At 69.1% G+C, this 20,069-nt stretch carries 13 protein-coding genes; 2 read left to right on the top strand and 11 right to left on the bottom strand.

Annotated elements, in window-relative coordinates; translation table 11 throughout:
- Window positions 1-23: 23 nt before the first annotated feature.
- The 8 genes from BKK81_RS02160 to BKK81_RS02125 all read right to left on the bottom strand — a co-directional run bounded on the left by BKK81_RS02160 (window position 24) and on the right by BKK81_RS02125 (window position 11,662).
- Window positions 24-284 carry a hypothetical protein gene (locus BKK81_RS02160; RefSeq protein WP_071010562.1) on the bottom strand — a complete coding sequence of 87 codons (261 nt, stop codon included), beginning with the start codon at window positions 282-284 and terminating at the stop codon, window positions 24-26.
- Window positions 281-2,296 carry an acetoacetate--CoA ligase gene (locus BKK81_RS02155; protein WP_071010561.1) on the bottom strand — a complete coding sequence of 672 codons (2,016 nt, stop codon included), beginning with the start codon at window positions 2,294-2,296 and terminating at the stop codon, window positions 281-283. The genes BKK81_RS02160 and BKK81_RS02155 overlap by 4 nt, the downstream gene beginning before the upstream one ends.
- Window positions 2,290-3,189, bottom strand: coding sequence for a hypothetical protein (locus BKK81_RS02150; RefSeq protein WP_071010560.1), 900 nt, complete (start codon window positions 3,187-3,189; stop codon window positions 2,290-2,292). The genes BKK81_RS02155 and BKK81_RS02150 overlap by 7 nt, the downstream gene beginning before the upstream one ends.
- Before the next feature lie 103 nt (window positions 3,190-3,292).
- Window positions 3,293-5,554 carry a hydantoinase B/oxoprolinase family protein gene (locus tag BKK81_RS02145; RefSeq protein ID WP_071015920.1) on the bottom strand — a complete coding sequence of 754 codons (2,262 nt, stop codon included), beginning with the start codon at window positions 5,552-5,554 and terminating at the stop codon, window positions 3,293-3,295.
- 123 nt (window positions 5,555-5,677) lie between these two features.
- Window positions 5,678-7,807, bottom strand: a complete 2,130-nt coding sequence (locus BKK81_RS02140; RefSeq protein WP_071010559.1) for a hydantoinase/oxoprolinase family protein — start codon at window positions 7,805-7,807, stop codon at window positions 5,678-5,680.
- A 19-nt stretch (window positions 7,808-7,826) separates the two neighbouring features.
- Window positions 7,827-8,318 carry an acetone carboxylase subunit gamma gene (locus BKK81_RS02135; protein ID WP_071010558.1) on the bottom strand — a complete coding sequence of 164 codons (492 nt, stop codon included), beginning with the start codon at window positions 8,316-8,318 and terminating at the stop codon, window positions 7,827-7,829.
- On the bottom strand, window positions 8,315-10,339 hold the full coding sequence (locus BKK81_RS02130; RefSeq protein WP_083383877.1) for a hydantoinase/oxoprolinase family protein: 2,025 nt from the start codon (window positions 10,337-10,339) through the stop codon (window positions 8,315-8,317). The genes BKK81_RS02135 and BKK81_RS02130 overlap by 4 nt, the downstream gene beginning before the upstream one ends.
- A gap of 309 nt (window positions 10,340-10,648) precedes the next feature.
- A complete protein-coding gene (locus BKK81_RS02125; RefSeq protein WP_071010557.1) occupies window positions 10,649-11,662 on the bottom strand; it encodes a GlxA family transcriptional regulator in 1,014 nt (337 codons plus the stop codon).
- A gap of 181 nt (window positions 11,663-11,843) precedes the next feature.
- On the opposite strand from BKK81_RS02125, the gene BKK81_RS02120 reads away from it, so the two are divergent.
- Window positions 11,844-14,228, top strand: a complete 2,385-nt coding sequence (locus BKK81_RS02120; RefSeq protein WP_071010556.1) for an acylase — start codon at window positions 11,844-11,846, stop codon at window positions 14,226-14,228.
- Between the two features lie 410 nt (window positions 14,229-14,638).
- Here the strand turns inward: BKK81_RS02120 and BKK81_RS02115 are convergent, their stop codons facing one another.
- From BKK81_RS02115 to BKK81_RS02105, 3 genes are all read right to left on the bottom strand, one after another.
- On the bottom strand, window positions 14,639-15,556 hold the full coding sequence (locus tag BKK81_RS02115) for a dioxygenase family protein (protein WP_071010555.1): 918 nt from the start codon (window positions 15,554-15,556) through the stop codon (window positions 14,639-14,641).
- 87 nt (window positions 15,557-15,643) lie between these two features.
- Window positions 15,644-16,825: a porin gene (locus BKK81_RS02110; RefSeq protein ID WP_231907961.1), complete on the bottom strand. Its 1,182-nt coding sequence runs from the start codon at window positions 16,823-16,825 to the stop codon at window positions 15,644-15,646.
- A gap of 17 nt (window positions 16,826-16,842) precedes the next feature.
- A complete protein-coding gene (locus tag BKK81_RS02105) occupies window positions 16,843-18,294 on the bottom strand; it encodes a purine-cytosine permease family protein (RefSeq protein ID WP_071010554.1) in 1,452 nt (483 codons plus the stop codon).
- 260 nt (window positions 18,295-18,554) lie between these two features.
- Between BKK81_RS02105 and BKK81_RS02100 the strand changes: the two genes are divergently transcribed.
- Complete coding sequence (locus tag BKK81_RS02100; RefSeq protein WP_071010553.1) at window positions 18,555-20,057, top strand: PAS domain S-box protein; 1,503 nt, start codon at window positions 18,555-18,557, stop codon at window positions 20,055-20,057.
- Window positions 20,058-20,069 lie beyond the last annotated feature (12 nt).

The following is a 20,069-nucleotide window of genomic DNA, read 5'->3' as shown; positions in this document are numbered from 1 at the left end:
GGCGGGTAGGCTCGCCAACGAGCTTAGCGGCCGCCCTGCGCGGGGGCAAGCGGGGTTTCCCGCGGGACCCGGGCCGGCGCGCCGGCGGCGGCATCCGCCGCCTCACCGCGCTCGGGCAGCGGCGGCGACCAGCCGCCCACGCGCGCGAAGGCGGCCAAGGCGGCGAGGGGGTTGCAGCACAACGGTGCCAGCCCGGCGTAGCCGGCGCGCGGATGCTCCTGCGGGCAGGCCGCACCGGGTCCGGCCGGCTCTGCCATGGCGGCCATGGCTTCCACCGCGCTCATGCCGGCACCTCCGTGCGCGCGAAGGCGACATAGGCATCCAGCGCCGCCGGGTCGGCCATGGCATCGCGGCTGGCCGCCTGCTCGGGCGGGCGGCCCATCAGGATCTTGCGCACGGGCACCTCCATCTTCTTGCCGGTCAGGGTGTAGGGGATGCGCGCCATCGCCACCATCACGTCCGGCACATGGCGCGGGCTGCACAGGGTGCGCAAGCGCTGCGCGATGCGCACGCGCAGCGCGTCGTCGAGCGGCACGCCGTCGCGCAGCCGCAGGAACAAGGGCATGAAGAAACGCCCGCCCGGCAGCTCGCAGCAGACCACCAGGCTGTCGGCCACCTCCTCCATCTCTTCCACCACGCGATAGATCTCGGCCGAGCCGATGCGCACGCCGTAGCGGTTGAGAGTGGAATCGGAGCGGCCGTAGATGTAGCAACCGCCCTGCGGCGTCAGGCGCATGAAGTCGCCATGGCGCCAGGTGCCGGGGAAGACCTCGAAGTAGGACTCGCGGTAGCGTGCCCCGTCCGCGTCGTTCCAGAAGCCGATGGGCATGGAGGGCGCCGGCCGCGTGACCACCAGTTCGCCGACCTCGTCGACGACCGGCTCGCCGGCGTCGTTCCACACCTCGACCGCCATGCCGAGCATGCGTGCCTGGATCTCGCCGGCATGCACCGGCAGCAGCGGCACGGCGCCGACCAGGCCGCTGCACAACTCGGTGCCGCCCGATTGCGAGGTCACCCAGAGGTCGCGCTTGACGCTGCGGTAGAACCAGTCGAAGGTCTCCGGCGTGCTGGGCGCCCCGCTCAGCACCACGCTGCGCAGGCGCGCGAGGTCGAAGTGCCGGCCCGGCTCGAGCCCGTCCTTCTCCATCATCTGCACATAGGTGGGGCTGGCGCCGAAGCTGGTGGCGCCGGCGTCCGCCGCCAGCCGCCACAGGCAGCCGGGGCCGCCATGCACCGGGCTGCCGTCGTACAGCACGGCCGCGGCTCCGGTCATCAGCGCGGCCACCAGCAGGTTCCACATCATCCAGCCGGTGGTGCTGTAGAAGAACATCACGTCGCCGGCGCGCAGGTCCATATGCAGGTGCATCAGCTTCAGGTGCTCGACCAGCACGCCGGTGTGGCCATGGACGATGGGCTTGGGCAGGCCGGTGGTACCGGACGAGAACACGATCCACAGCGGGTGGGCGGCATCCACGCGCGCATAGCGGAAGGCCGCGCGCGGCACCTCGGGCCCGGCCAGCAGCGCGTCCCAGTCCTGCACGCGGCAAGGCAGGTCCGGCAGGTCGGCCGGCACGCCGCCGCCCAGCACCGGCAGCCACATCAGCTGCTGCAGCGACGGCAGCGCCTGCGCGATCTGCACCACTTCGTCGCGGCGGGCGAAGTCCTTGCCGCCGAAGCGGTAGCCGTCGGCGGCGATCAGCACCTTGGGAGCGATCTGGCGCAGGCGGTCCACCACCGAGCGCACGCCGAAGTCGATCGCCGCCGACGACCACACCGCGCCGATGCTGGCCGTGGCCAGCATGGCGACGGCGCAGGCGGGCACATTGGGCAGGTAGGCGGCGACGCGGTCGCCCGGCTGCACGCCGAGTTCGCGCAGGCGGGTGGCGAGGCGGCGCACCTGGCTGCCCAGCTCGCGCAGGCTCATGGCACGCAGCGGCTGCGCTTCGGTGGCGTGATGGAAGGCGATGCGCCCGCCCTCGCCATCGGCCTCCGCCTGTTCCTCGTGCCGCAGCACGTGCTCGGCATAGTTGACGCGCGCGTCGGGAAACCAGCGCGTATGCGGCATCGGCGCGCCGTCGGTGACGCGTGTCGCATCGCCGTCGTAGCGCACGCCGCACCAGTCCCAGATCGAGCGCCAGAAGGCATCGGGCTGCTGCACCGACCAGCGGTGGAGCGCGGCGTAGTCCTGGCACGGCTGGCCGCGTGCCTCACCGAGCCAGTCCATGTAGCGCTGCAGGTTGGAGGCGCGCGTCTGCTCCGCGGCTGGACTCCACAGCCACTGGCCTTCGCTCACCATGTCCCGCTCCTCTCGCGCAGCCGCGCCAGCGCGGCCAGTACCGACTCCGGCTCGGCTGCAGGCGGAATCGTGGCGTGGTCGAAGGCGCCGGCGGGCGCCGCGGGCAGCGGCTCGCCCTGCCAGATGCCGGCCGGCACCGCCACGCCGCTCAGCACGCCTTCGAGCGGCGCCGGCGCGATGACGAAACCGGGCAGATGTCCGCCCGGCAGCGCGATCGCCTCGGGCAGTTGCAGCCCGTAGCTCCAGCCGTAGTGCGCGGCCACATTGGCGACCGGCTGGTACAGCTCCAGGCACAGCGCGGCGCTGTCCGCATCGGGCCAGGGGCGGTCCTCCTGCAGCAGCACCGCATCGATGCCGCTGGCGCCGAAGTGGCGCAGGAAGTCGGCGCTGTAGGAGGCGGCGGCGTCGAGGCTGTCCTCATCGGCCTCATCGACCTCACCTTGTCCCTCCCCCGCCACACCGGCCGCGGCCGCCGCGAGCCGCAGCCACTGGCGCGGTGCCGGCACAGCCAGCGCGATGAGCGTGCCGGGCAGCGCGGCGCGCAGGCCCGCCAGCAGCGCCGCCACGTGGTCGCGCAAGGCGGTGTCGGCAAGCCACACGCGCAGCGGACCGGCCGGCCGTGCCGCCTTGTCCGCCATCGCCTGCCTTAAGCTCGACGAGGCCGACGCGGCAGGCGCACCCGGCGCCTGCGCGAGCAGCGCGCGCGCCACCTCGCCGGCCGGCAGCGTGACGACGTCGGAGCGCAACAGGCCCTGTGCCTGGCGCATCCAGGCCAGCGTCGCCGCCACGTCGCGCCAGGGCGCCTCGCCGCCGGCCAGCAGCCGGGCGGCGTAGCCGCCATGCTCGAGCCACAGCAGCCGCCGCGCCTGCGCGGCTTGCTTCAAGCTATCCATGATGTCTCACCTGTTTCGTTGCCAGGGCCTGCCGCCTGCCTCGCTTCCTGTGCGCTGCACCAGCATGCGGCGGGCCCGTGGAATGGACCGGATGCGCCGCGCCTCAGCGCGGCAGCGCCGGCGCGCCGCCCTCGAGCGCGGCCAGCCGCGCCTCCAGTTCGGCGATGCGCACGTCCTTGGGGTTGAGCATGAAGGCGCCCTGCATCTGCTCGGCCGGCACCTTCACGCGCTGCCCCATGGTGGTCATGTAGATGGTCTTCGGATCGTCCCAGCTGCCGAAGTAAGGCAGGCCCGCCGGCGGTTCCGGCTTGACCCATTCACGGCAGAAGGCATCGAAGGGCTTGCCGCGCGCGATGCGCTCGCGGCGCGCCGCCGCGCGCAGCTCGGTGGTGGCCTCGACATCCACCACCAGGGTCTGCGCGTCGTAGGCCACGCGGTAGATGTCGCGCGCGTTCTCGTGCGACATCAGGTCCTCGCGCAGGTCCTGCATGACCAGCTCCGGATCGCGTTCGAGCACGTCGCCGTAGCCGCCGCCCGAGCCCTGGCAGATCATGTAGATCTCGCCCTCGTTGCAGAGCTCGAAGGTCATGCCCATGTCGTGGCTGCTGTACTGCGCGCCGGGGATCGGCCGCTTGTTCATCAGCTCGACGATGTCGAACACCTCGACCGTCTTCGGCGCGGCCTTCAGCACCTCGAAGATATTGATGCCCTTGATCTTCATCAGCTGGTAGCTGGGGCAGGAATAGCCGCCGAACAGGCCCTGCGCCGACGGGAACTTGGAGCCCTCGCAACCGGTCATGAAGCCCCACAGGCCGGACCCGCGCGCGGTCGCGATCTGCTCGTAGCCCATGCCGCCACGGTACTTGCCCCAGCCGATGCGGTCCTTGGCCAGGCGCTGGGCGCCGAGCCGGATGATGGGCGTGTCTTCCTCGGCCACCTCGTGCTCGCCGGTATCGCACATGAAGCCGAACACCGGCGAGATCGAGTGCTCGCCGTCGGCATGGCTGCGCGCGCCCTGGCCGTTGCCGTTGATGTCGGCGCAGAAGTTGCCGGTGACGTCGCCGTGCTGGGTCAGGCCGCCATAGATGAAGGTGGCGGCCTGGTCGTACTGCGAGGCGATGATGGCCGAGTAGCGGTGCGGCAGGCTGTAGCTCAGCTTGTTCATCGGGATGGTCCACACCACGCAGCCCTTGAACAGCGGCATCAGGCTCATCGCCTGCGGCATCTCGCCCTCGGCATCGAGGATGGAGTTGCGGTCGGTCAGGATCTCGATGGGCGACAGCACCGCCATGGTGTGCGGCAGGTCCGGCCAGATGTTCTGCAGCAGGCCGGTGCACAGCGCGGCCTTGAAGGAGGCCAGGTTGGTGTTGACCGAGCGGTTGAGGAACTGCGGCGAGGAGCCGCGGAAGTCCATGGTCATGCGCTCGCCCTTGACGGTGATGGCGCACGAGATCTTCTGCAGCGCGTTCTCGCGCAGCGTGGAGTCCATGAACTGCAGCACGCGCGTGGTGCCGTCGGGCAGCTCGCCGATGCGCCGCCGCATCTCGCCCTCGACATCCTCCAGGTGGGTGCGCAGCGTGCCGATCAGCGCGTCGCGGCCGTACTGGTCGAGGATGGCGATGATGCGCTCGCGCAGGCGCAGCACGGCGTGCAGCTTGACCTTCATGTCCTCGAGCTGCAGGCGCGGATCGCGCACCGAGTTCTGCAGGAAGGTGACGAGGTCGCGCTTGAGCTCGAAGTTCTCGACGATCTTGAACGGCGGCATCTTGATGCCCTCGTCGTACTTGCTCTCCGCCGCGGCCGGCAGGCCGCCGGGCTCGGTGGCGCCGTTCTCGCCTTCGTGGATGGTCGAGGACAGCCAGCACACCAGTTCGCCGCGGTAGTACAGCGGCATCATCATCGACTGGTCGGTGTTGTGGATGCCGCCGTAGCGCGCGTCGTTGTGGATGAAGCCGTCGCCGTCGCGCACACCCACCGTCGGGTCGTTGGTCCAGTTCTTGACAATGAAGCGGATCGGATAGAAGCAGCAGGCGGCGAAGGCGATGATGCCGTGCGGCGCGATCATCGACAGGTCGCCCTGCGCGGTATAGATGGCGGTGACCAGGTCACCCCACTTGGCGCCCGGGGCCGCGCCCATCTGGTTGACCATGGTGAAGGCCTCGGACAGGGCCGCGTTGATCAGGCCGCGCACATGGTGGACCTGGTGCGGGTCGAGGCCGCGGCGCAGCACGGCATCCTCCTGCGGCGAGCGCGGCAGGACGCTGTGGTTGCGCATGATCTCGGGATCCGGGCCGAGGAAGAGCGTGTTGTCGGCGAGGAATTTGTCGAGCAGGGCGCGCTCTTCGGCATTGCTTTCGTGTGACATGCTGAACTCCGTCTCCATCTGTTCTGTCGTGTGCGCCGCCGTGGGCATCGGCGTCTGCATCGTCGCGAGCGGCGTCGTATGCGGTGTCGTGCGCACGGCCTTGCGCAAGGTGTCGTGCGGCGCCTACCGGCGCAGGAACCAGGCACCGCCCTGCGCCACGGCGCGGTAGGTCCAGCCGGGTTCGACCAGGTAGGTGGTGGCGCGCGTGGTGATCACGGCGGGGCCATCGATCTGCGTGCCTTCGGCGCGCGCGCGGTCGTCGTACACCGCGGTCTGCAGCGGTGCGTCGTGGCCGACGAAGTGGCACTCGCGCCAGGCCACCGGCTCCGGCGGGGCCAGCGGCTCGCCGCGGATGGCCAGGCTGGCGAAGCGGACCGAGGGCTGCTCGACATAGGCGCACACGCGCAGGGTATTGATGCGCACGCCGGTCTCCGGGCTCTGCGAGCCTTCGCCGAAGCGCTCGCCATAGCGCGCGTGGAACAGCTCCATCAGCTGCAGCACGTCGCGCTGCGAGCGCAGCCGCGCCAGCGGCGTGACCACCGCGGTCTGCACGCGCTGGTTGCCGTAGCGCATGTCCAGCTCCAGCCGGTAGCGGATCAGTGCCGGGTCGAGCCCCTGGCGCACCAGGTCCTCGCGCCCGCGCCGCTCCAGTTCCTCGACGCCGCGGTTGAAGGCGTCGAAGTCGCCGAAGAAGCTGCGCGTATTCGGATTGAACAGCACGGTCCAGGTGTTCATCTCGTGGATGTGCATCTGGTTCACGGTGCCGGCGCCGCAGGCCGAGAAGGTCGACGAGTACGGCGGTGCCAGCACCTTGCTGACGCCCAGCGCGGAAGCGATGCCGCAGGCATGCAACGGACCGTTGCCGCCGTAGGCCAGCACGGTGAAGTCCTTGGGCTCGTAGCCGCGCGTGCGCAGCTCGGTGGCGATGCCGTTGGCCATGGCGGCGTCGACCTGCTTCTTGACCAGCTTGGCGACCTCGATCACGTCGAGGCCGAGCTCATCGCACAGGGCGTCGCGCATGACCTGGCGGGCGCGCCGCACATTGAGCGGAATGCGGCCGTTGGCGTAGTGCTTCGGGTCGAGGTAGCCCAGCAGCAGGTCGGCATCGGTCACGGTGGGATGCTGGCCGCCGCGGTCATAGCAGGCCGGACCGGGATCGGAACCGGCCGACTGCGGCCCGATCTCCACGGTCTTGTACATGCGCTCGTAGCGCGCGATGGAACCGCCGCCGGCGCCCAGCGCCACCAGGTGCACCATCGGCACGCTGACCAGCCAGCGGTCGATCACCGGGTTGAAGTCATAGAACTTCAGCCCGCCCTGCACCACGATGCCGATGTCGAAGCTGGTGCCGCCCATGTCGGTGGCCACCACATTGCCCAGCTCGGCTGCGGCCGCCAGGTACTCGCTGGCGGCGATGCCGGAAACCGGCCCCGAGTGCACCGTCTGCAGCGCATCGGTGGAGTTGAGCTGGGCCATGCCGCCCGAATTGTGGTTGACCAGCATCGGCTTGAGGTAGCCCTGCTGGCGCAGGTTGAGTTCGAGCGTGCCCAGGCCGTGGTACATGATCTGGTGCAGGAAGGCGTCGACGATGGTGGAGGTGGCGCGCGCGTACTCGCCCTTGCGCCCCACCACCTGGTGCGACAGCAGCACCGGCACCGCGCCCAGCATGTGGGCCGGGTATTCCTCCAGGAAGATCTCGCGCACGCGCAGTTCGTGCGCGGGGTTGACCACGCTGTTGGTGAACATGACCACCAGCGCCTGGGCGCCGGCGTCGACCAGCTCGCGGATGCGCAGCCGCACATCGTCTTCGTCCAGCGCCCAGAACACCTGGCCCAGGTAGTCGACGCGCTCGCGCACCTCGCGGATCATCGGGATGGGAACCAGGGCATCGGGGCGGGCGGCGTTCGGGATGTCCATCTGCTCCGGCTCGCTCAAGCCCTCGCCATAGCCGCGTGCACGCGACAGCGGTACGGTGTGCTTGAAACCGGTGGTGACCAGCAGGCCCACGCGCGGGCCCTTGCGCTCGATCAGCGCGTTGGTGCCCAGCGTGGTGGCGTAGCGCACCGAGTCCACCTCGGGCAGCAGCTGCTGGGGCGTCAGCGCGAGCTGCCGGCAGGCATCGGCCAGCGCGTCGTTGAAGCCCACGGCGAGGTTGTGGTGCGTGGTGAGGGCCTTGCCTTCCACGCACTGCTCGCCCCAGGCGACGAAGCAGTCGGTGAAGGTGCCGCCAATGTCGACGGAAACGCGTTTCATCTGTGGCTCCGTGGTCGGGTCAGGGGGTGGGGGTATCGGGCGTGGAAGGCGCGGAGCCGGCGTCCGCCGGCGCACCGAGGTGGCGCGGATGGTGCGCGGCGGCGTGCAGCGCACGCTGCAGCTTGACGCGCTCCAGCGCCAGGTCGGGCGCCTGCGCGGGCTCCTGCATCTCGGGGCGGTCCTTCCACTGCGCCTTGAGGGCGTCGATGTCGAGTTCGATGTCGTGCAGCGGCGGATGGCCGGGCGGCAGGTATTCGGCCTCCACCAGCGTGCCGCAGTCGGGGCAGTAGTACTCCAGGATGCGGCACCAGTCGGGATCGGGCGAATAGGTGCGGGCGTACAGGCGCGTATCCAGCAGCGGCTTGTGGATCTCGCGCGGATCGCGGTCGTACACCAGCAGGCCGCGCTTGTAGTTGTCGCGCGCGCTACCGTGCACATGGCCGCAGCGGCGGCACTCCCACTGCTCGCTGTCGAGGTTGATGCGCAGGGTCTCGGTGATCAGGACGTTCATTGCACACTCTCCGTGCCGCGGCTGAGCAGGATGTCGCCGCTGGCGTTGATTTCGAAGGTCCAGCCGGCATCGATGCGGCCGGTGAAGAAGGCTTCCTCCAGCACCGCGGGACCGGCGGCGCGCACCGCCACGCCCTTGGGCTGGTCTTCCACGCGGTACAGAGGCAGCTCGGACTCGCGGCCGCCCACGGCCACGCGGCGGCTGCCACCGGGCACGGCCGGCTGGCTGGTGCCGCCGAAGCGTCCCGTCATGGCGGGGCGGTCCATCGGCTTGACCGCCGTCAGCGAGAGCGACAGTGCCGCGCCCACGGGCAGGCCACGCGGCAGCGTCCGGGCCGCGCCGTCCGGCAGCGCATGGGCCTGGACCTCGCCGTCGGCCGTCACTGCTTCGAGGGTGTAGCGCAGCGCGCAGTCGTCGATGGCGGCGTCCTCGCCGAACATGGCGCGCTCGGCCTGCGCACGCAGGACCGTCGCGGCCTCCTGCAGGGCGGCGTCGCTGGCCTGCGCCAGCGGCGCCGACACGGTGTGGCCGACGTCCGAGAAGCCGATGCCGTAGGCCGAGAACACGGCTGCCAGGCCCGGGATCAGCACCTGGCGCACGCCGATCGCCTCGGCCACGCGGCAGGCCACCAGCGCGCCGGCGCCGCCGAAGGCCGCCAGCGTGGTGTCCGGGCGGATCTCTGCATAGGCCTTGAGGCTGTCGGCCACCTTGGCCACCCAGGCCGCTTCCATCGCCGCGATGGCCTCCTGGCCGCCCATGCGCAGCGGATCGGCGATATGGGTGTGCACGGCCTGCCGGGCACGCTCCTGGTCCAGGCGCAGCTTGCCGCCGAAGAAGGAATCCGGATCGAGCAGGCCGGACAGCAGGAAGGCGTCGGTGATGGTGGCGAGCGTGCCGCCCAGCCCGAAGCAGGCCGGTCCGGGCGCGCTGCCCACGCTGTCGGGCCCCACGCGGATCGCCGCGCCGTCGGCGCGCAGGATGGAACTGCCCCCCACGCCCGCGCTGACCACGTCGCACAGAGGGAAGGCCGTGGCCACGCCCTCGACGCGGCCGCGCCGGTCGGCGCGCACGCCGTCGGCATCGACCAGGCCGATGTCCGTGGTGGTGCCGCCGATGTCCATCGACAGCAGGTGGCCGAAGCCGTAGTGCGCGGCCAGCACGCGCGTGCCCTCCATGCCGCCGCGCGGCCCCGAGCTGTAGGTCTTCAGCGCGATGGTCTTGGCCACCCGCCCGGCCAGGCCGTCGTTGCGGAAGACCAGCAGCGGGCTCTGCGCGCGCGCTTCGCGCAGCTTCTGCTCGGCGCTGTACAGGAAGCGCTCCATGGCCGGGTGCAGGAAAGCGTTGAGCAGCGCGGTCCAGGTACGGCGGGCGTCGTCCGCGTCGTCGGCCACTTCGTGGGCGTAGAGGATGGGCAGCGCGCCCAGCAGGTGCGGCGGGAAGGTGCGCAGCAGCTTGCGCTTGATCTGCTGCTCCAGGGCGGCGCGGCGCGGGCCGCCGATCGCCACCACCAGGCGGTTGGCCCCCGCCGCCGCCAGCTCGCCGACCTGGCGCACCGCTTCGTCGTCCAGCGCATCGTCCTGCAGGCCGCTCGGCAGCGCCACGGCACGGTCGCCGAGCACGCTGTCGAACAGCGCGGCGGCGCCGTCGGCGGCGCGCACCTGCTCGACCGACAGCGTGCCGCCCACCACCAGGCCCAGGCGCGGCCCCTTGCGCTCGACCAGGGCGTTGGTGCCCTGCGTGGTGGAATAGCGGATGGCGGCCGTGGACAGCAGCAAGGCTTCCAGGTCCTCGTGGCCGTAGACGGCTTCCGAGGCCTTGCGCAGGCCGTCGAACAGGCATTGGGACAGGTCGTGCGGCGTGGTCAGCGTCTTGGTGCGGACCACCTCGCCGCCGCCCATCACGCAGATGTCGGTGAGGGTGCCGCCGTTGTCGATGTTGATCAGCAGCTTCCGCGCCGCGCCGGCGTGGGCAGGCGCCGGCGGCGTGCCGGCGGCGGGGTCGGGATCGTATGAGGTGCTCATGCGCAGTCTCGCTTTTCGAGGAGCAAAAGGACGCCTTCGCTCCGGCGCGAAGGCGGAGCGCGTGGCAGGTGGCAAGCGGTACGTCTGGTGCGTCAGGCAGCCGGCGCTGCGGCCGGCGCGGGGCGGCCGCTCAGGGACCGTGGCGGGCGGGGTGGTCGGTCATGGCTGTCTCCGGTGGCTTATCGTTGTGCCTGCAGTGTAGGCAGCGGGCGGCCGGCCCGGTCCCACCCGTCCGGGTAGTTCTGGCTTATAGGTTTCCCTGATCAGGGGGTGGGGAAGGTGGGAGCGCGCTGTGCAGCGCCCCGCCCCTCAGCCGCGCAGCTCGGCGCGCACCGAATGCGCGCGCCGGTGGGCGCCCGGCGGCTGGCCGGTGTGGCGCCGGATCAGGCGCCGGAAGGCGGACATGTCGTGATAACCGCACTGTTCGGCGATTGCCGTCAGGCTCAGCGTGCTGACTTCCAGCAGGTGGCAGGCGCGCTCCACGCGCAGCCGGTGCAGCAATTGCAGCGGCGAGGTGCCCAGGGTCTTGGTGAAATGCCGCAGCAGCGTGCGCTCGCTGGTCGAGGCGGCGGCGGCCAGCTTAGCCAGGTCGAACGGCTCGTGCAGGTGCTGCTGCAGGTAGCGCCGCGCCCGCAGTACCACGCTGGTGCGGATGGCGGGCTTGCTGCGCAGCCAGATGGCGGTGGACTCGCCGCGCGACGGGTGGTCGAGCACGGCCTGGCCGAGGGTGCGTGCCAGCCGGGTGTCGGCCAGGCGGCCGACCAGGCGCTGCGTGAGCGCCACGCCGTGCTCCATCGCGCGCGCCGTCAGCACGTTGCCGCTGCTGACGATGGCCTGCTCCGCCACCACCTTCAGCTGCGGGTAGTTGCCGTGCAGCCAGCCGGCGATCAGCCACGTCACCGTCAGGCGCCGGCCGGCGGGCAGCGCGCCGGCCAGCAGCGCCACGCCGGTGAAGGACGAGGCCACCAGCCTGCCGGCGTCCAGGTAGCGCCGGATGGTGGCGCGTTCCCACTCCAGCAGGGCCAGGCGCTGCTCCAGCGTGCTGATGTGGTCGAAATGCAGGGGCGGGACGACCAGCGCGTCGCCCAGCGCGGCGTCGTCTGCCGGCAGCGGCTGGCAGCGGCAGGCCAGGGTCTCGGCGGCGGCCTGCCAGCGGGCCGGGTCGCGCGCGACCAGCCGCCACCCGAACACCGGGCTGGCGGCATCGGCACGCTTGCCGGCATGCATGGAGGCGAGCGCATTGGCCACGCCGAGGGTGTCGGCGACGGTCGCCAGCGTGGAGAGGCCGGCGTCGGGAAAGGTCAGCAGGTCGATGGTCGGCATGCCGCAGAGTATAGGGGGAGGCGGGGCGGAGGCCTCCTGCGTGGCGGGATTGACCCCAACTCTGGCGGGAATACCTCTTTCCTCCGGGCGGGCCCCAGTCGACGATACGGCGGTGGCTGCGCCTGCGCGCCGCCGCAAGACTAGAGCGACACAAGACAAGACCGACAACAGGAGACAACGCATGATGCAGGGATTCGCGCTGCGCGGCACGCTCGCCATGGCCGCGCTCGCGGCGCTGGCCGGCTGCGCCAGTTCCACCGATGGCCGCTGGGGATCGCTCAGCGACACCGGCCTGTCCGCCGAGATCCGCCGCACCGGCTTCGGCATTCCGCATATCCGCGCCAACGACTACGCCAGCCTCGGCTATGGCATGGCCTATGCCTACGCGCAGGACAACCTGTGCCTGCTGGCCGACCAGGTGGTCACCGTCAACGGCGAGCGCTCGAAGACCTTCGGGCCCGAGGGCACCGTGACGGTCTCGTTCAAGCCGATCCCCAACCTGCAGTCGGACGCCTTCTTCAAGGGCATCTTCGACGAGGACGGCCTGCGCGCCGGTTATGCGCAGATGTCGCCCGAGGCGCGCGAGCTGCTGCGCGGCTACATCGCCGGCTTCAACCGCTATCTCAAGGACACGCCGCCCGCCAACTTCCCGGCCGCCTGCCGCAATGCCGCCTGGGTGCGTCCGCTCACGCTGGGCGACATGATGCGCATGGGCGAAGAGAAGGCGATCCAGGCCAGCGCCGGCGCCATGCTGGCGGGCATCGTCGCCGCGCAGCCGCCGGGCCGCACGCCGGTGGCCGAGCGCGAGATTCCGCCGCAGGCCGTCGACACCGTGGCGCTGGACCGCGAACTGCAGCTGCGCGACATGCCGATCGGCTCCAACGGCTGGGCCTTCGGCGCTGACGCCACCGCCAACCGGCGCGGCGTGCTGCTCGGCAATCCGCACTTCCCGTGGACGACCACCAACCGCTTCTACCAGGTCCACCTGACGGTGCCCGGCAAGCTCGACGTGATGGGCGCCTCGATCGCGGCCTTCCCGGTGGTGAGCATCGGCTTCAACAAGGACGTGGCGTGGACGCACACCGTCTCCACCGGCCGCCGCTTCACCTTGTTCGAACTGAAGCTGGCCGAAGGCGACCCGACCACCTACCTGGTCGACGGCACGCCGCACAAGATGACCACCCGCACGGTCGCCTTCGACGTGAAGCTGCCGGACGGCCGCCTCGAGCGCCGCACGCACACCTTCTACGACACCATCTACGGCCCGGTGCTGTCGATGCCGAGCGGCGGCATGCCGTGGACCACGCAGAAGGCCTACGCCCTGCGCGACGCCAACCGCAACAACACGCGCTCGGTCGACAGCTGGCTGCATATCGGGCAGGCCCGGGACGTGGCCGGCATCCGCCAGGCCATCGGCAACCTGGGCATTCCCTGGGTCAACACCATCGCCACCGACCGCAACGGCCGCGCACTGTTCGCCGACGTGTCGACCACGCCGGACGTGCCGGCCGCGGAGCTCCAGCGCTGTGCCCCGTCGCCGCTGGCCGGCAAACTCTTCAAGGACGCGGGCCTGGTGCTGCTCGACGGCTCGCGCGGCACCTGCAACTGGCAGGTCGATCCGGCTTCGCCGGTACCCGGGCTGGTGGCGCCCGCGCGCATGCCGGTGCTCGAGCGCGACGACTACGTCGCCAACAGCAATGACAGCTCGTGGCTGACCAACCCGGCGCAGAAACTGACCGGCTTCTCGCCGGTGATGGGCTCGGTCGACGTACCGCAGCGGCTGCGCACGCGCATCGGCCTGATCGAGATCGGCCGCCGCCTGGCCGGCACCGACGGACTGCCCGGCAACCGCATCGACCTGCCGAACCTGCAGGCGATGATCTTCAGCAATGCCAACCTGGCGGGACAACTGGTGCTGGGCGACCTGCTCGCGGCATGCAAGGCCACGCCGGCCCCGGATGCCGACGTGCGCGACGGCTGCGCCGCCCTCGGCCAGTGGAACCGCACCAGCAACGCCGACGCCCGCGCCGCGCACCTGTTCCGCGAGTTCTGGATGCGCGCCAAGGACATCGCGCAGGTGCACGCCGTCGAGTTCGACCCGGCCGACCCGGTCCACACGCCGCGCGGCCTGCGCATGAACGACGCGACGGTACGCACGGCGGTGTTCAAGGCGCTGAAGGAAGCCGTGGGCGCGGTGCGCAAGGCGGGCTTCGCGCTGGATGCGCCGCTGGGCACGGTACAGGCCGCGCACGCACCGGACGGCTCCATCGCCCTGCACGGCGGCGAGGAATACGAAGGCGTGCTCAACAAGCTGCAAACCCTGCCGATCGGGCCGAAGGGGCTGCCGGTGTATTTCGGCACCAGCTACATCCAGACCGTGACCTTCGACGACCAGGGCCCGGTCGCCGACGCCATCCTCACCTACGGCGAATCGACCGACCACGCCTCGCCGCACGCGTTCGACCAGATGCGTGCGTACTCGGGCAAGCACTGGAACCGGCTGCCGTTCTCCGAAGCGGCCATCGCGGCCGATCCGGCACTGAAGGTGACGCGGTTGTCGCAGTGAGGGCTGCCGGTGCCTGGAAAAACGCCCCGCTTGTGCGGGGCGTTTTTTGTTGGCCGGGCGAATGGCTCGGTGGCGGGGAAGGCCTGTCCGGCGTAAGGCGCCACAGATCGGGCTCTCGCGGTACCTGGCAAAGCAAGTACTTGGATGATGCCGCGCCCCAGCCCGGCCACGGACCCGGCCCCGGACACCATTGCACCGCTCAGGCGGGTGCTGCTGCCGCATGCATCGCAATTTCACCGGCGATCGCCTGCCGTAGAGCCGACCATCCCGGCGAGTGCGGTATGAACACGCTGTTGTTATTGTTGTTGTCGGAACCAACGGGCGGGAGATCTCTGCCGGCGGGGCACGCCGGCCATGGAAGAGAGTCGTACCCAGGTAGTGTCAAGGCGGCCCGGGCGTGCGCTCGACGCCTAGCCGAGCGCCGTCTCGTAGCGGCTGGCGGCGCGCGTTTCGCGATCGCTGGCTGCATCCTGGAGCCGGAAGTCGAACTGCACCCGGGCGAAAGGCGAACTGATGCCGAGCGACTCATAGCCGGTCGGGTCCTGTACCTGCTGCAGTTCCACCACAAGGCCATCGCGGGTGGCGAAGGCAAAGTCATCGTCCAGGTAGGTATCGCCGGGCAGATTGATCTGGGTGGTCAGGGTCCGCTTGTCCTGGCCCGAGATCAGGAAGTGGATGTGGGCCGGCCGGTTTCCGTGGCGGCCCAGTTTCTCGAACAGTTCCGAAACCGGGCTGTTGGGCGGAATTGCGTAGCCGGGCGGCAGGAAACTCCGGAAGCGGTAGCGGCCCTGCTCGTCGGCTTCGATGCGGCGTCGCAGGTTGTAGGCCGGCTGGGACGGGTCGAAGTGCGAGTAGCGGCCGGAGGCGTTGCAGTGCCAGACATCGACCATGGCATGCGGCACTGGGCGGCCATCCGTGCCCAGCACCTGGCCTTCCATGACGAAGGGCGTGCCGCTGTCCTCGTTGCCGGCATCAAGACGTACCTCGCGTTGGTGCAGCGGCGCGCCGGCAATGTAGAGCGGGCCTTCGATCGCGCGGGGGGTGCCCAGGGAGCGGCTGGCGGCGCGGTCGATCTCGTCCTCGCGGATATCGAGCAGGCGGTCGAAGCCGAGACCTGCGGTAATGAGGCCGATCATGTCGGCCTGGCCAAGGCGCGTCAGCCACTTGACCGCGGCCCAGAACTCGTCGGGCGAGACGTTGCACTCGTCGATGGTGCGAAACAGGTCGCCGACGATACGCGCCGTGATGGCGCGCACGCGTTCGTTGCCGTCGGCGACGCGACGGCTGTTCACCAGATCGAGCAGTTGTTTGGCATTCAGTTCAGCCATGGCTGTTCCTCCTTCTTGTGTGAGTAATAAAGAGTCAGACGCAGCGGATGCGCGCCGCGCATTGCGGGAAAACAGAGTCATTCACGGTCAGAAGACATGCCGGATCCCGGCTCGTACCAGCACCTGGCTCTTGTTGTCGGAGCCGATCATCAACCCCGGGATCCAGGCAGCGGCACCTGTGCCGCTGCCACGCTGGTAGACGGCGCCGAGATAGGTGTCGGTGCGGCGCGAGAAGGCGTAATCCAAGGTCAGGCCGACCTGATGCGCGTGGTTGCGGTTCAGCGCGGCATTGGCCCACTGGTACTGATAGTCCGCAAGCACGGTGGTTGCGGGTGCGACCGGCATGGTTACGCCTGCCTGCAGTACCTGCACGCCGCCCCCGGTGAAGGTATTGCGCGTGTTCGTGTACAGCGCGTTGATGTTGCTCGTGCCCAGTGCGTAGCGCCCGCCGAGGCCCCAGGTGCGAATGCCGTCGTTGCCATTGTTGATGGCGGCGTAGCGGACCTCGGTGATCGCCGCGCTGAGCGCGAACGGTCCGCGCTCGTAGCCGACACCGGCGCTGTAGGCGCGGTCGCGGCTGAAGCTTCCGGGTTGCTCGCCCAGGCCATACAAGGCGCCGAACGTGAGTCCGCCATAGTTGGCACTGCTGAACTTGATGGAGTTGGGGATGCGCTCGGCTCCGCCGACGCGGTCGAAGTCCATCGCGCCGCCTGGCATGTTGGGAATGCCCAGCCCCCCGAACGGCCCATGCCTGAGGTTGTGCAGGCTGACAAACGGAAAGGAGGGGCCATAGCGCAGTACGGCCAGCATGTCGAAGCTGAAGTCGTAGTGCCTGCCGAGCGTCAGCGTGCCCCAGGGCGATGACAGGCCGACGAACGTCTGCCTGCCGAACAGGCCACCGATGCTGGCCCCGTTGTCGAGCGCATACTGGCCTTCGATCGTGAACACCGCCTTGAGGCCGCCGCCAAGCGATTCGCTGCCGCGCAGCCCGAACAGGTTGGGGGAGAGCATGCCGGTGTCCAGCAGCCAGTTGGCGTGGCCGCCTTGGTTGTTGACGTAGGTAATGCCGGCATCCATCACACCATAGAGTGTGACCGAGGACTGGGCGTGCGCGGTTGCGGCGCACGTCACGGCCAGGCCAGGCAGGAGCCGGCCGAGCAGTTTTCTTGAAATCATCGTCATGGCTTTATGTTTCGACTGTGCGCAGATAGGGGCGGAGCGCACCAGCACGTTACCGATGGGTGGACCAGCGGCCGGGAGGATCGCCACTGGCAGGAGTGCCCGGGCTAGCCGAGGCTGACGGAAGACGCGGTATCCCGTTGACGCCGCACGGAAGCGATGCGCAGCACCGGGTAGAGAAGTAGTGAGACGCTGATGGAGACGAAGAACTCGACCGGCATCCATTCAACCAGCACATAGTGCGCAAGCACAAAGGCGACGGCGCAGGTGACGATGCCCGCCCAGTTGAAGCCGGACCGGCTGCCGGCCTGCGGGCCGGCGCAGGAAACGAAGCGGTGCACCAGGAAGTAGTCAGCGACGATGATGCCGGCGAAGCTCGTGGTCAGGATGCCAAGCACCGTGATGAAGGTGTTGAACCACGCAAGGATGGAGCCAGCAAGCATCACCAGGGCAATGGCATTGGCCAGTACCACGAACACGAGCCTGCCGGGACGCCACGAGAACGCAGCATCAAACAGGTTGGTGAGCGACAGCGACGCGCTGTAGACATTGAGCACCTGAGCCTTCGACTGCGCCAGTACCATCAGCACGGTGCCGGCAACGCCGCCGAAGACGATGAAGGCGGCCGCGACGCTGTCCGGGCTTTGCAACGCGGCTGCCTGGGCTGCACTGCGTGACATGCCGGTGCCGACGTAGTACTCCGTCAATGCCGCCATGCCGGCGTACATGACGACACCGCCGACCACCAGCATGATCACATCCATGAAGAGATTGCCGAGCAGCGCCGCGATCGCGATATCGCGCGAGCGTCGGGCATAGCGCCCGAGATCGGCATCGATCAGGGCCAGCGCCCCGGCCGAACCCACCATGACGTTGACGCAGAAAGCGAACTTGCCGAAATCCGTCGCGGCGCCGAGCGCCTTGAGGGCATTCGGCGGGAACTGTGCGCCGAATGCAAAGACGGCGCTCCAGCTCTGTCCGGAGACGGCGATCACTTCCAACACCATGTACGCCAGCACGGCCAGGAAGGCGACCAGCATCCACGAGGACACGCGTGAGACAAGGCCGAACCCGAAGGCGGTGATGACCACCCATGCCAGCGTCAGCCCGCCGTAGATCATCACGCGGTTGGACAGTGTGTCCGGCTGGTTCAGGTAGAACAGAAAACCCTTGTAGAGCAAGGCGTTTTCCAGCGCAAGGAAGCCGATGATCATGAAGCCGAACACCGCGGCGGTCAGTACCGATCCCTTGCTGCCAAAACCATGGTGGCGAGACAGCACGGTGCTTGACAGGCCCGTGCGATACGCAACATGGCCGACGCCCCAGCCAAGCAGGGCGCCGATCACCGCCACGGTGATGCCAGCCAGCACTGCGATATGGAGCCCGGCCACGAACGTGGTCAGGGCGCCGATGAACAGCTGCACCAGTGTCGTGACGATCCCCACGGTGCTCCATGACAGCGATAGCCAGCCCTTGCGGCTGCCTTCCGGTACAGCCTCCAGCGCGTGGTCTTCCACGCTGGCGGCAAGATCCCTCTTTGCCTGCATTGTCTCCTCCATGGAATGGTTATGATTTTTTCCGGCCCAGACATATGCGAGGCCTGACGTGAGCGTACGCGGCGCTCGCGCAGTTTGGGATCGGTCCGTCCATGTACGGCGATAAGCGCTATCCCTTATCGCGCTATGGGATCGTCGCGAATGCAGCCTCCGTCCGGTGCGGGCACCGCCACACCGGCTTGCGCGGACGACGGCTTCTGGCATACGCTTGACGCGCCAGCGGCACGCCGCGCCAGTTGTCCGTAGCTATTCCGGATTCACACATGACCGCCTCCACCAACTATCGGGACGTGTTCGACTACGCGAACGACGTCATGGTCATCCATGACAAGGACAGCGGTGAGATCCTTCATGCCAACCGCAAGGCCTGCGAGGTGTATGGCTGCAGCGTCGAGGAACTGCGCCGGATGGCGATCGGCGACTTGACGCGCAACCACTTTCCGTACGACAACGACGAGGGATTGCGGCTCGTCCGCGAGGCCGCGACCACCCCGGAGGACAAGCTGTTCGAATGGGTGATCCGGGACCGTGCCGGCGCGGAGACGGCGGTGGAGGTCAGCCTCAAGCCCATCACGCTGGATGGCGTGGTCCGGGTCCTCGCCATTGCGCGCGACATCACCGAACGCAAGCAGGCAGAGGCTGCGTTGCGGCAAAAAGAGCGCTACTATCGCCGCCTCATCGAGCGCTCCGCCGACGGCATCGCGATCCTGTCGGTAGACGGCATCATACGGTTTGCGGGCCCGTCCATCCTGCCGCTCCTGGGCGTGCCGCCGCGCTTTGCCACGGGCCGTTCGGTCTATGACTTCGTCAGCGAGGCAGAGGGCGAGCGGTTCCGCGAAATCCTGGGCAGCCTGCCGCCGGAGGCGGACACCACGCTGACCTATCGGATCCTGCACCGGAACGGCCTCTGGCGCGTCCACGAAGCCACATGCCGGAACCTCGTGCGCGATCCTGCCGTGGCGGGCATCCTGATCAATTTCCGCGACATCACCAGCCGCGTGCAGGACGAGGAGCTGGCCCACGCACGCGAGCGCCAGTTCGGCCATATCGCCAGGTTGTCGACCACCGGAGAGATGGCTGCGGCCTTGGCGCATGAGTTAAACCAGCCGTTCTTTGCCATTCTCAATTTCGTGGCCGGCTGCCGGCGCCAGATCCAGTCGGGCAGCTATTCCGAAGCGGGCATCCTGCGGGCGCTCGAACTCGCGCAGAACGAGGCGGAACGCGCCGGCAAGATCGTCAATACCGTGCGGAACTTCACCTGCAAGAGCGACTATCAACGCCGCACAGCCGACCTGCGCCGGCTTGCGGCGGATATGGGCGAACTGATCGGTGTGCGCGCCAGGCATGCGGGCGTGACGCTCGAGTACGACATGGATGCGCAGCCATGCTGGGTGGAGTGCGACGACGTGCTGATCCAGCAGGTTGTGGTGAACCTTGCCGTCAACGGCATCGAGTCGATCGAACAGGCACAGGGCGACTGCCGGCGCCTGCGGATCTCCGTGGGACGGCAATCCTCGGGCCGCATCAAGATGACACTCGCAGACACGGGCCACGGCCTGCCGCGCATCAGCCCGGACAAGATGTTCGGCGCCTTCTTCACAACCAAGCGCGAGGGCTTGGGAATCGGCCTGTCGCTGTGCCGGTCCATCGTTGAATCACATGGCGGACACCTTTGGATGACCGAGGCAGCCGCGCCTGAGAACGGCGGGGTCCGCGAAACCCGCTGCCACGTATTGTTGCCCGGCTGCGCCGCGCAGGCCGCCTAGCGCAACAAGCAG

The sequence above is a fragment of the Cupriavidus sp. USMAHM13 genome (assembly GCF_001854285.1).
In the GTDB taxonomy this organism is placed as follows: domain Bacteria; phylum Pseudomonadota; class Gammaproteobacteria; order Burkholderiales; family Burkholderiaceae; genus Cupriavidus; species Cupriavidus malaysiensis.
The sequence above is the reverse complement of the archived record's forward strand: the minus strand, read 5'-3'. Positions and strand labels throughout refer to the sequence as shown.

Coding starts and splice junctions, on each gene's coding strand:
- BKK81_RS02160 (WP_071010562.1), bottom strand. CDS start 284: ATGAGCGCGGTGGAAGCCATGGCCGCCATGGCAGAGCCGGCCGGACCC.
- BKK81_RS02155 (WP_071010561.1), bottom strand. CDS start 2,296: ATGGTGAGCGAAGGCCAGTGGCTGTGGAGTCCAGCCGCGGAGCAGACG.
- BKK81_RS02150 (WP_071010560.1), bottom strand. CDS start 3,189: ATGGATAGCTTGAAGCAAGCCGCGCAGGCGCGGCGGCTGCTGTGGCTC.
- BKK81_RS02145 (WP_071015920.1), bottom strand. CDS start 5,554: ATGTCACACGAAAGCAATGCCGAAGAGCGCGCCCTGCTCGACAAATTC.
- BKK81_RS02140 (WP_071010559.1), bottom strand. CDS start 7,807: ATGAAACGCGTTTCCGTCGACATTGGCGGCACCTTCACCGACTGCTTC.
- BKK81_RS02135 (WP_071010558.1), bottom strand. CDS start 8,318: ATGAACGTCCTGATCACCGAGACCCTGCGCATCAACCTCGACAGCGAG.
- BKK81_RS02130 (WP_083383877.1), bottom strand. CDS start 10,339: ATGAGCACCTCATACGATCCCGACCCCGCCGCCGGCACGCCGCCGGCG.
- BKK81_RS02125 (WP_071010557.1), bottom strand. CDS start 11,662: ATGCCGACCATCGACCTGCTGACCTTTCCCGACGCCGGCCTCTCCACG.
- BKK81_RS02120 (WP_071010556.1), top strand. CDS start 11,844: ATGATGCAGGGATTCGCGCTGCGCGGCACGCTCGCCATGGCCGCGCTC.
- BKK81_RS02115 (WP_071010555.1), bottom strand. CDS start 15,556: ATGGCTGAACTGAATGCCAAACAACTGCTCGATCTGGTGAACAGCCGT.
- BKK81_RS02105 (WP_071010554.1), bottom strand. CDS start 18,294: ATGGAGGAGACAATGCAGGCAAAGAGGGATCTTGCCGCCAGCGTGGAA.
- BKK81_RS02100 (WP_071010553.1), top strand. CDS start 18,555: ATGACCGCCTCCACCAACTATCGGGACGTGTTCGACTACGCGAACGAC.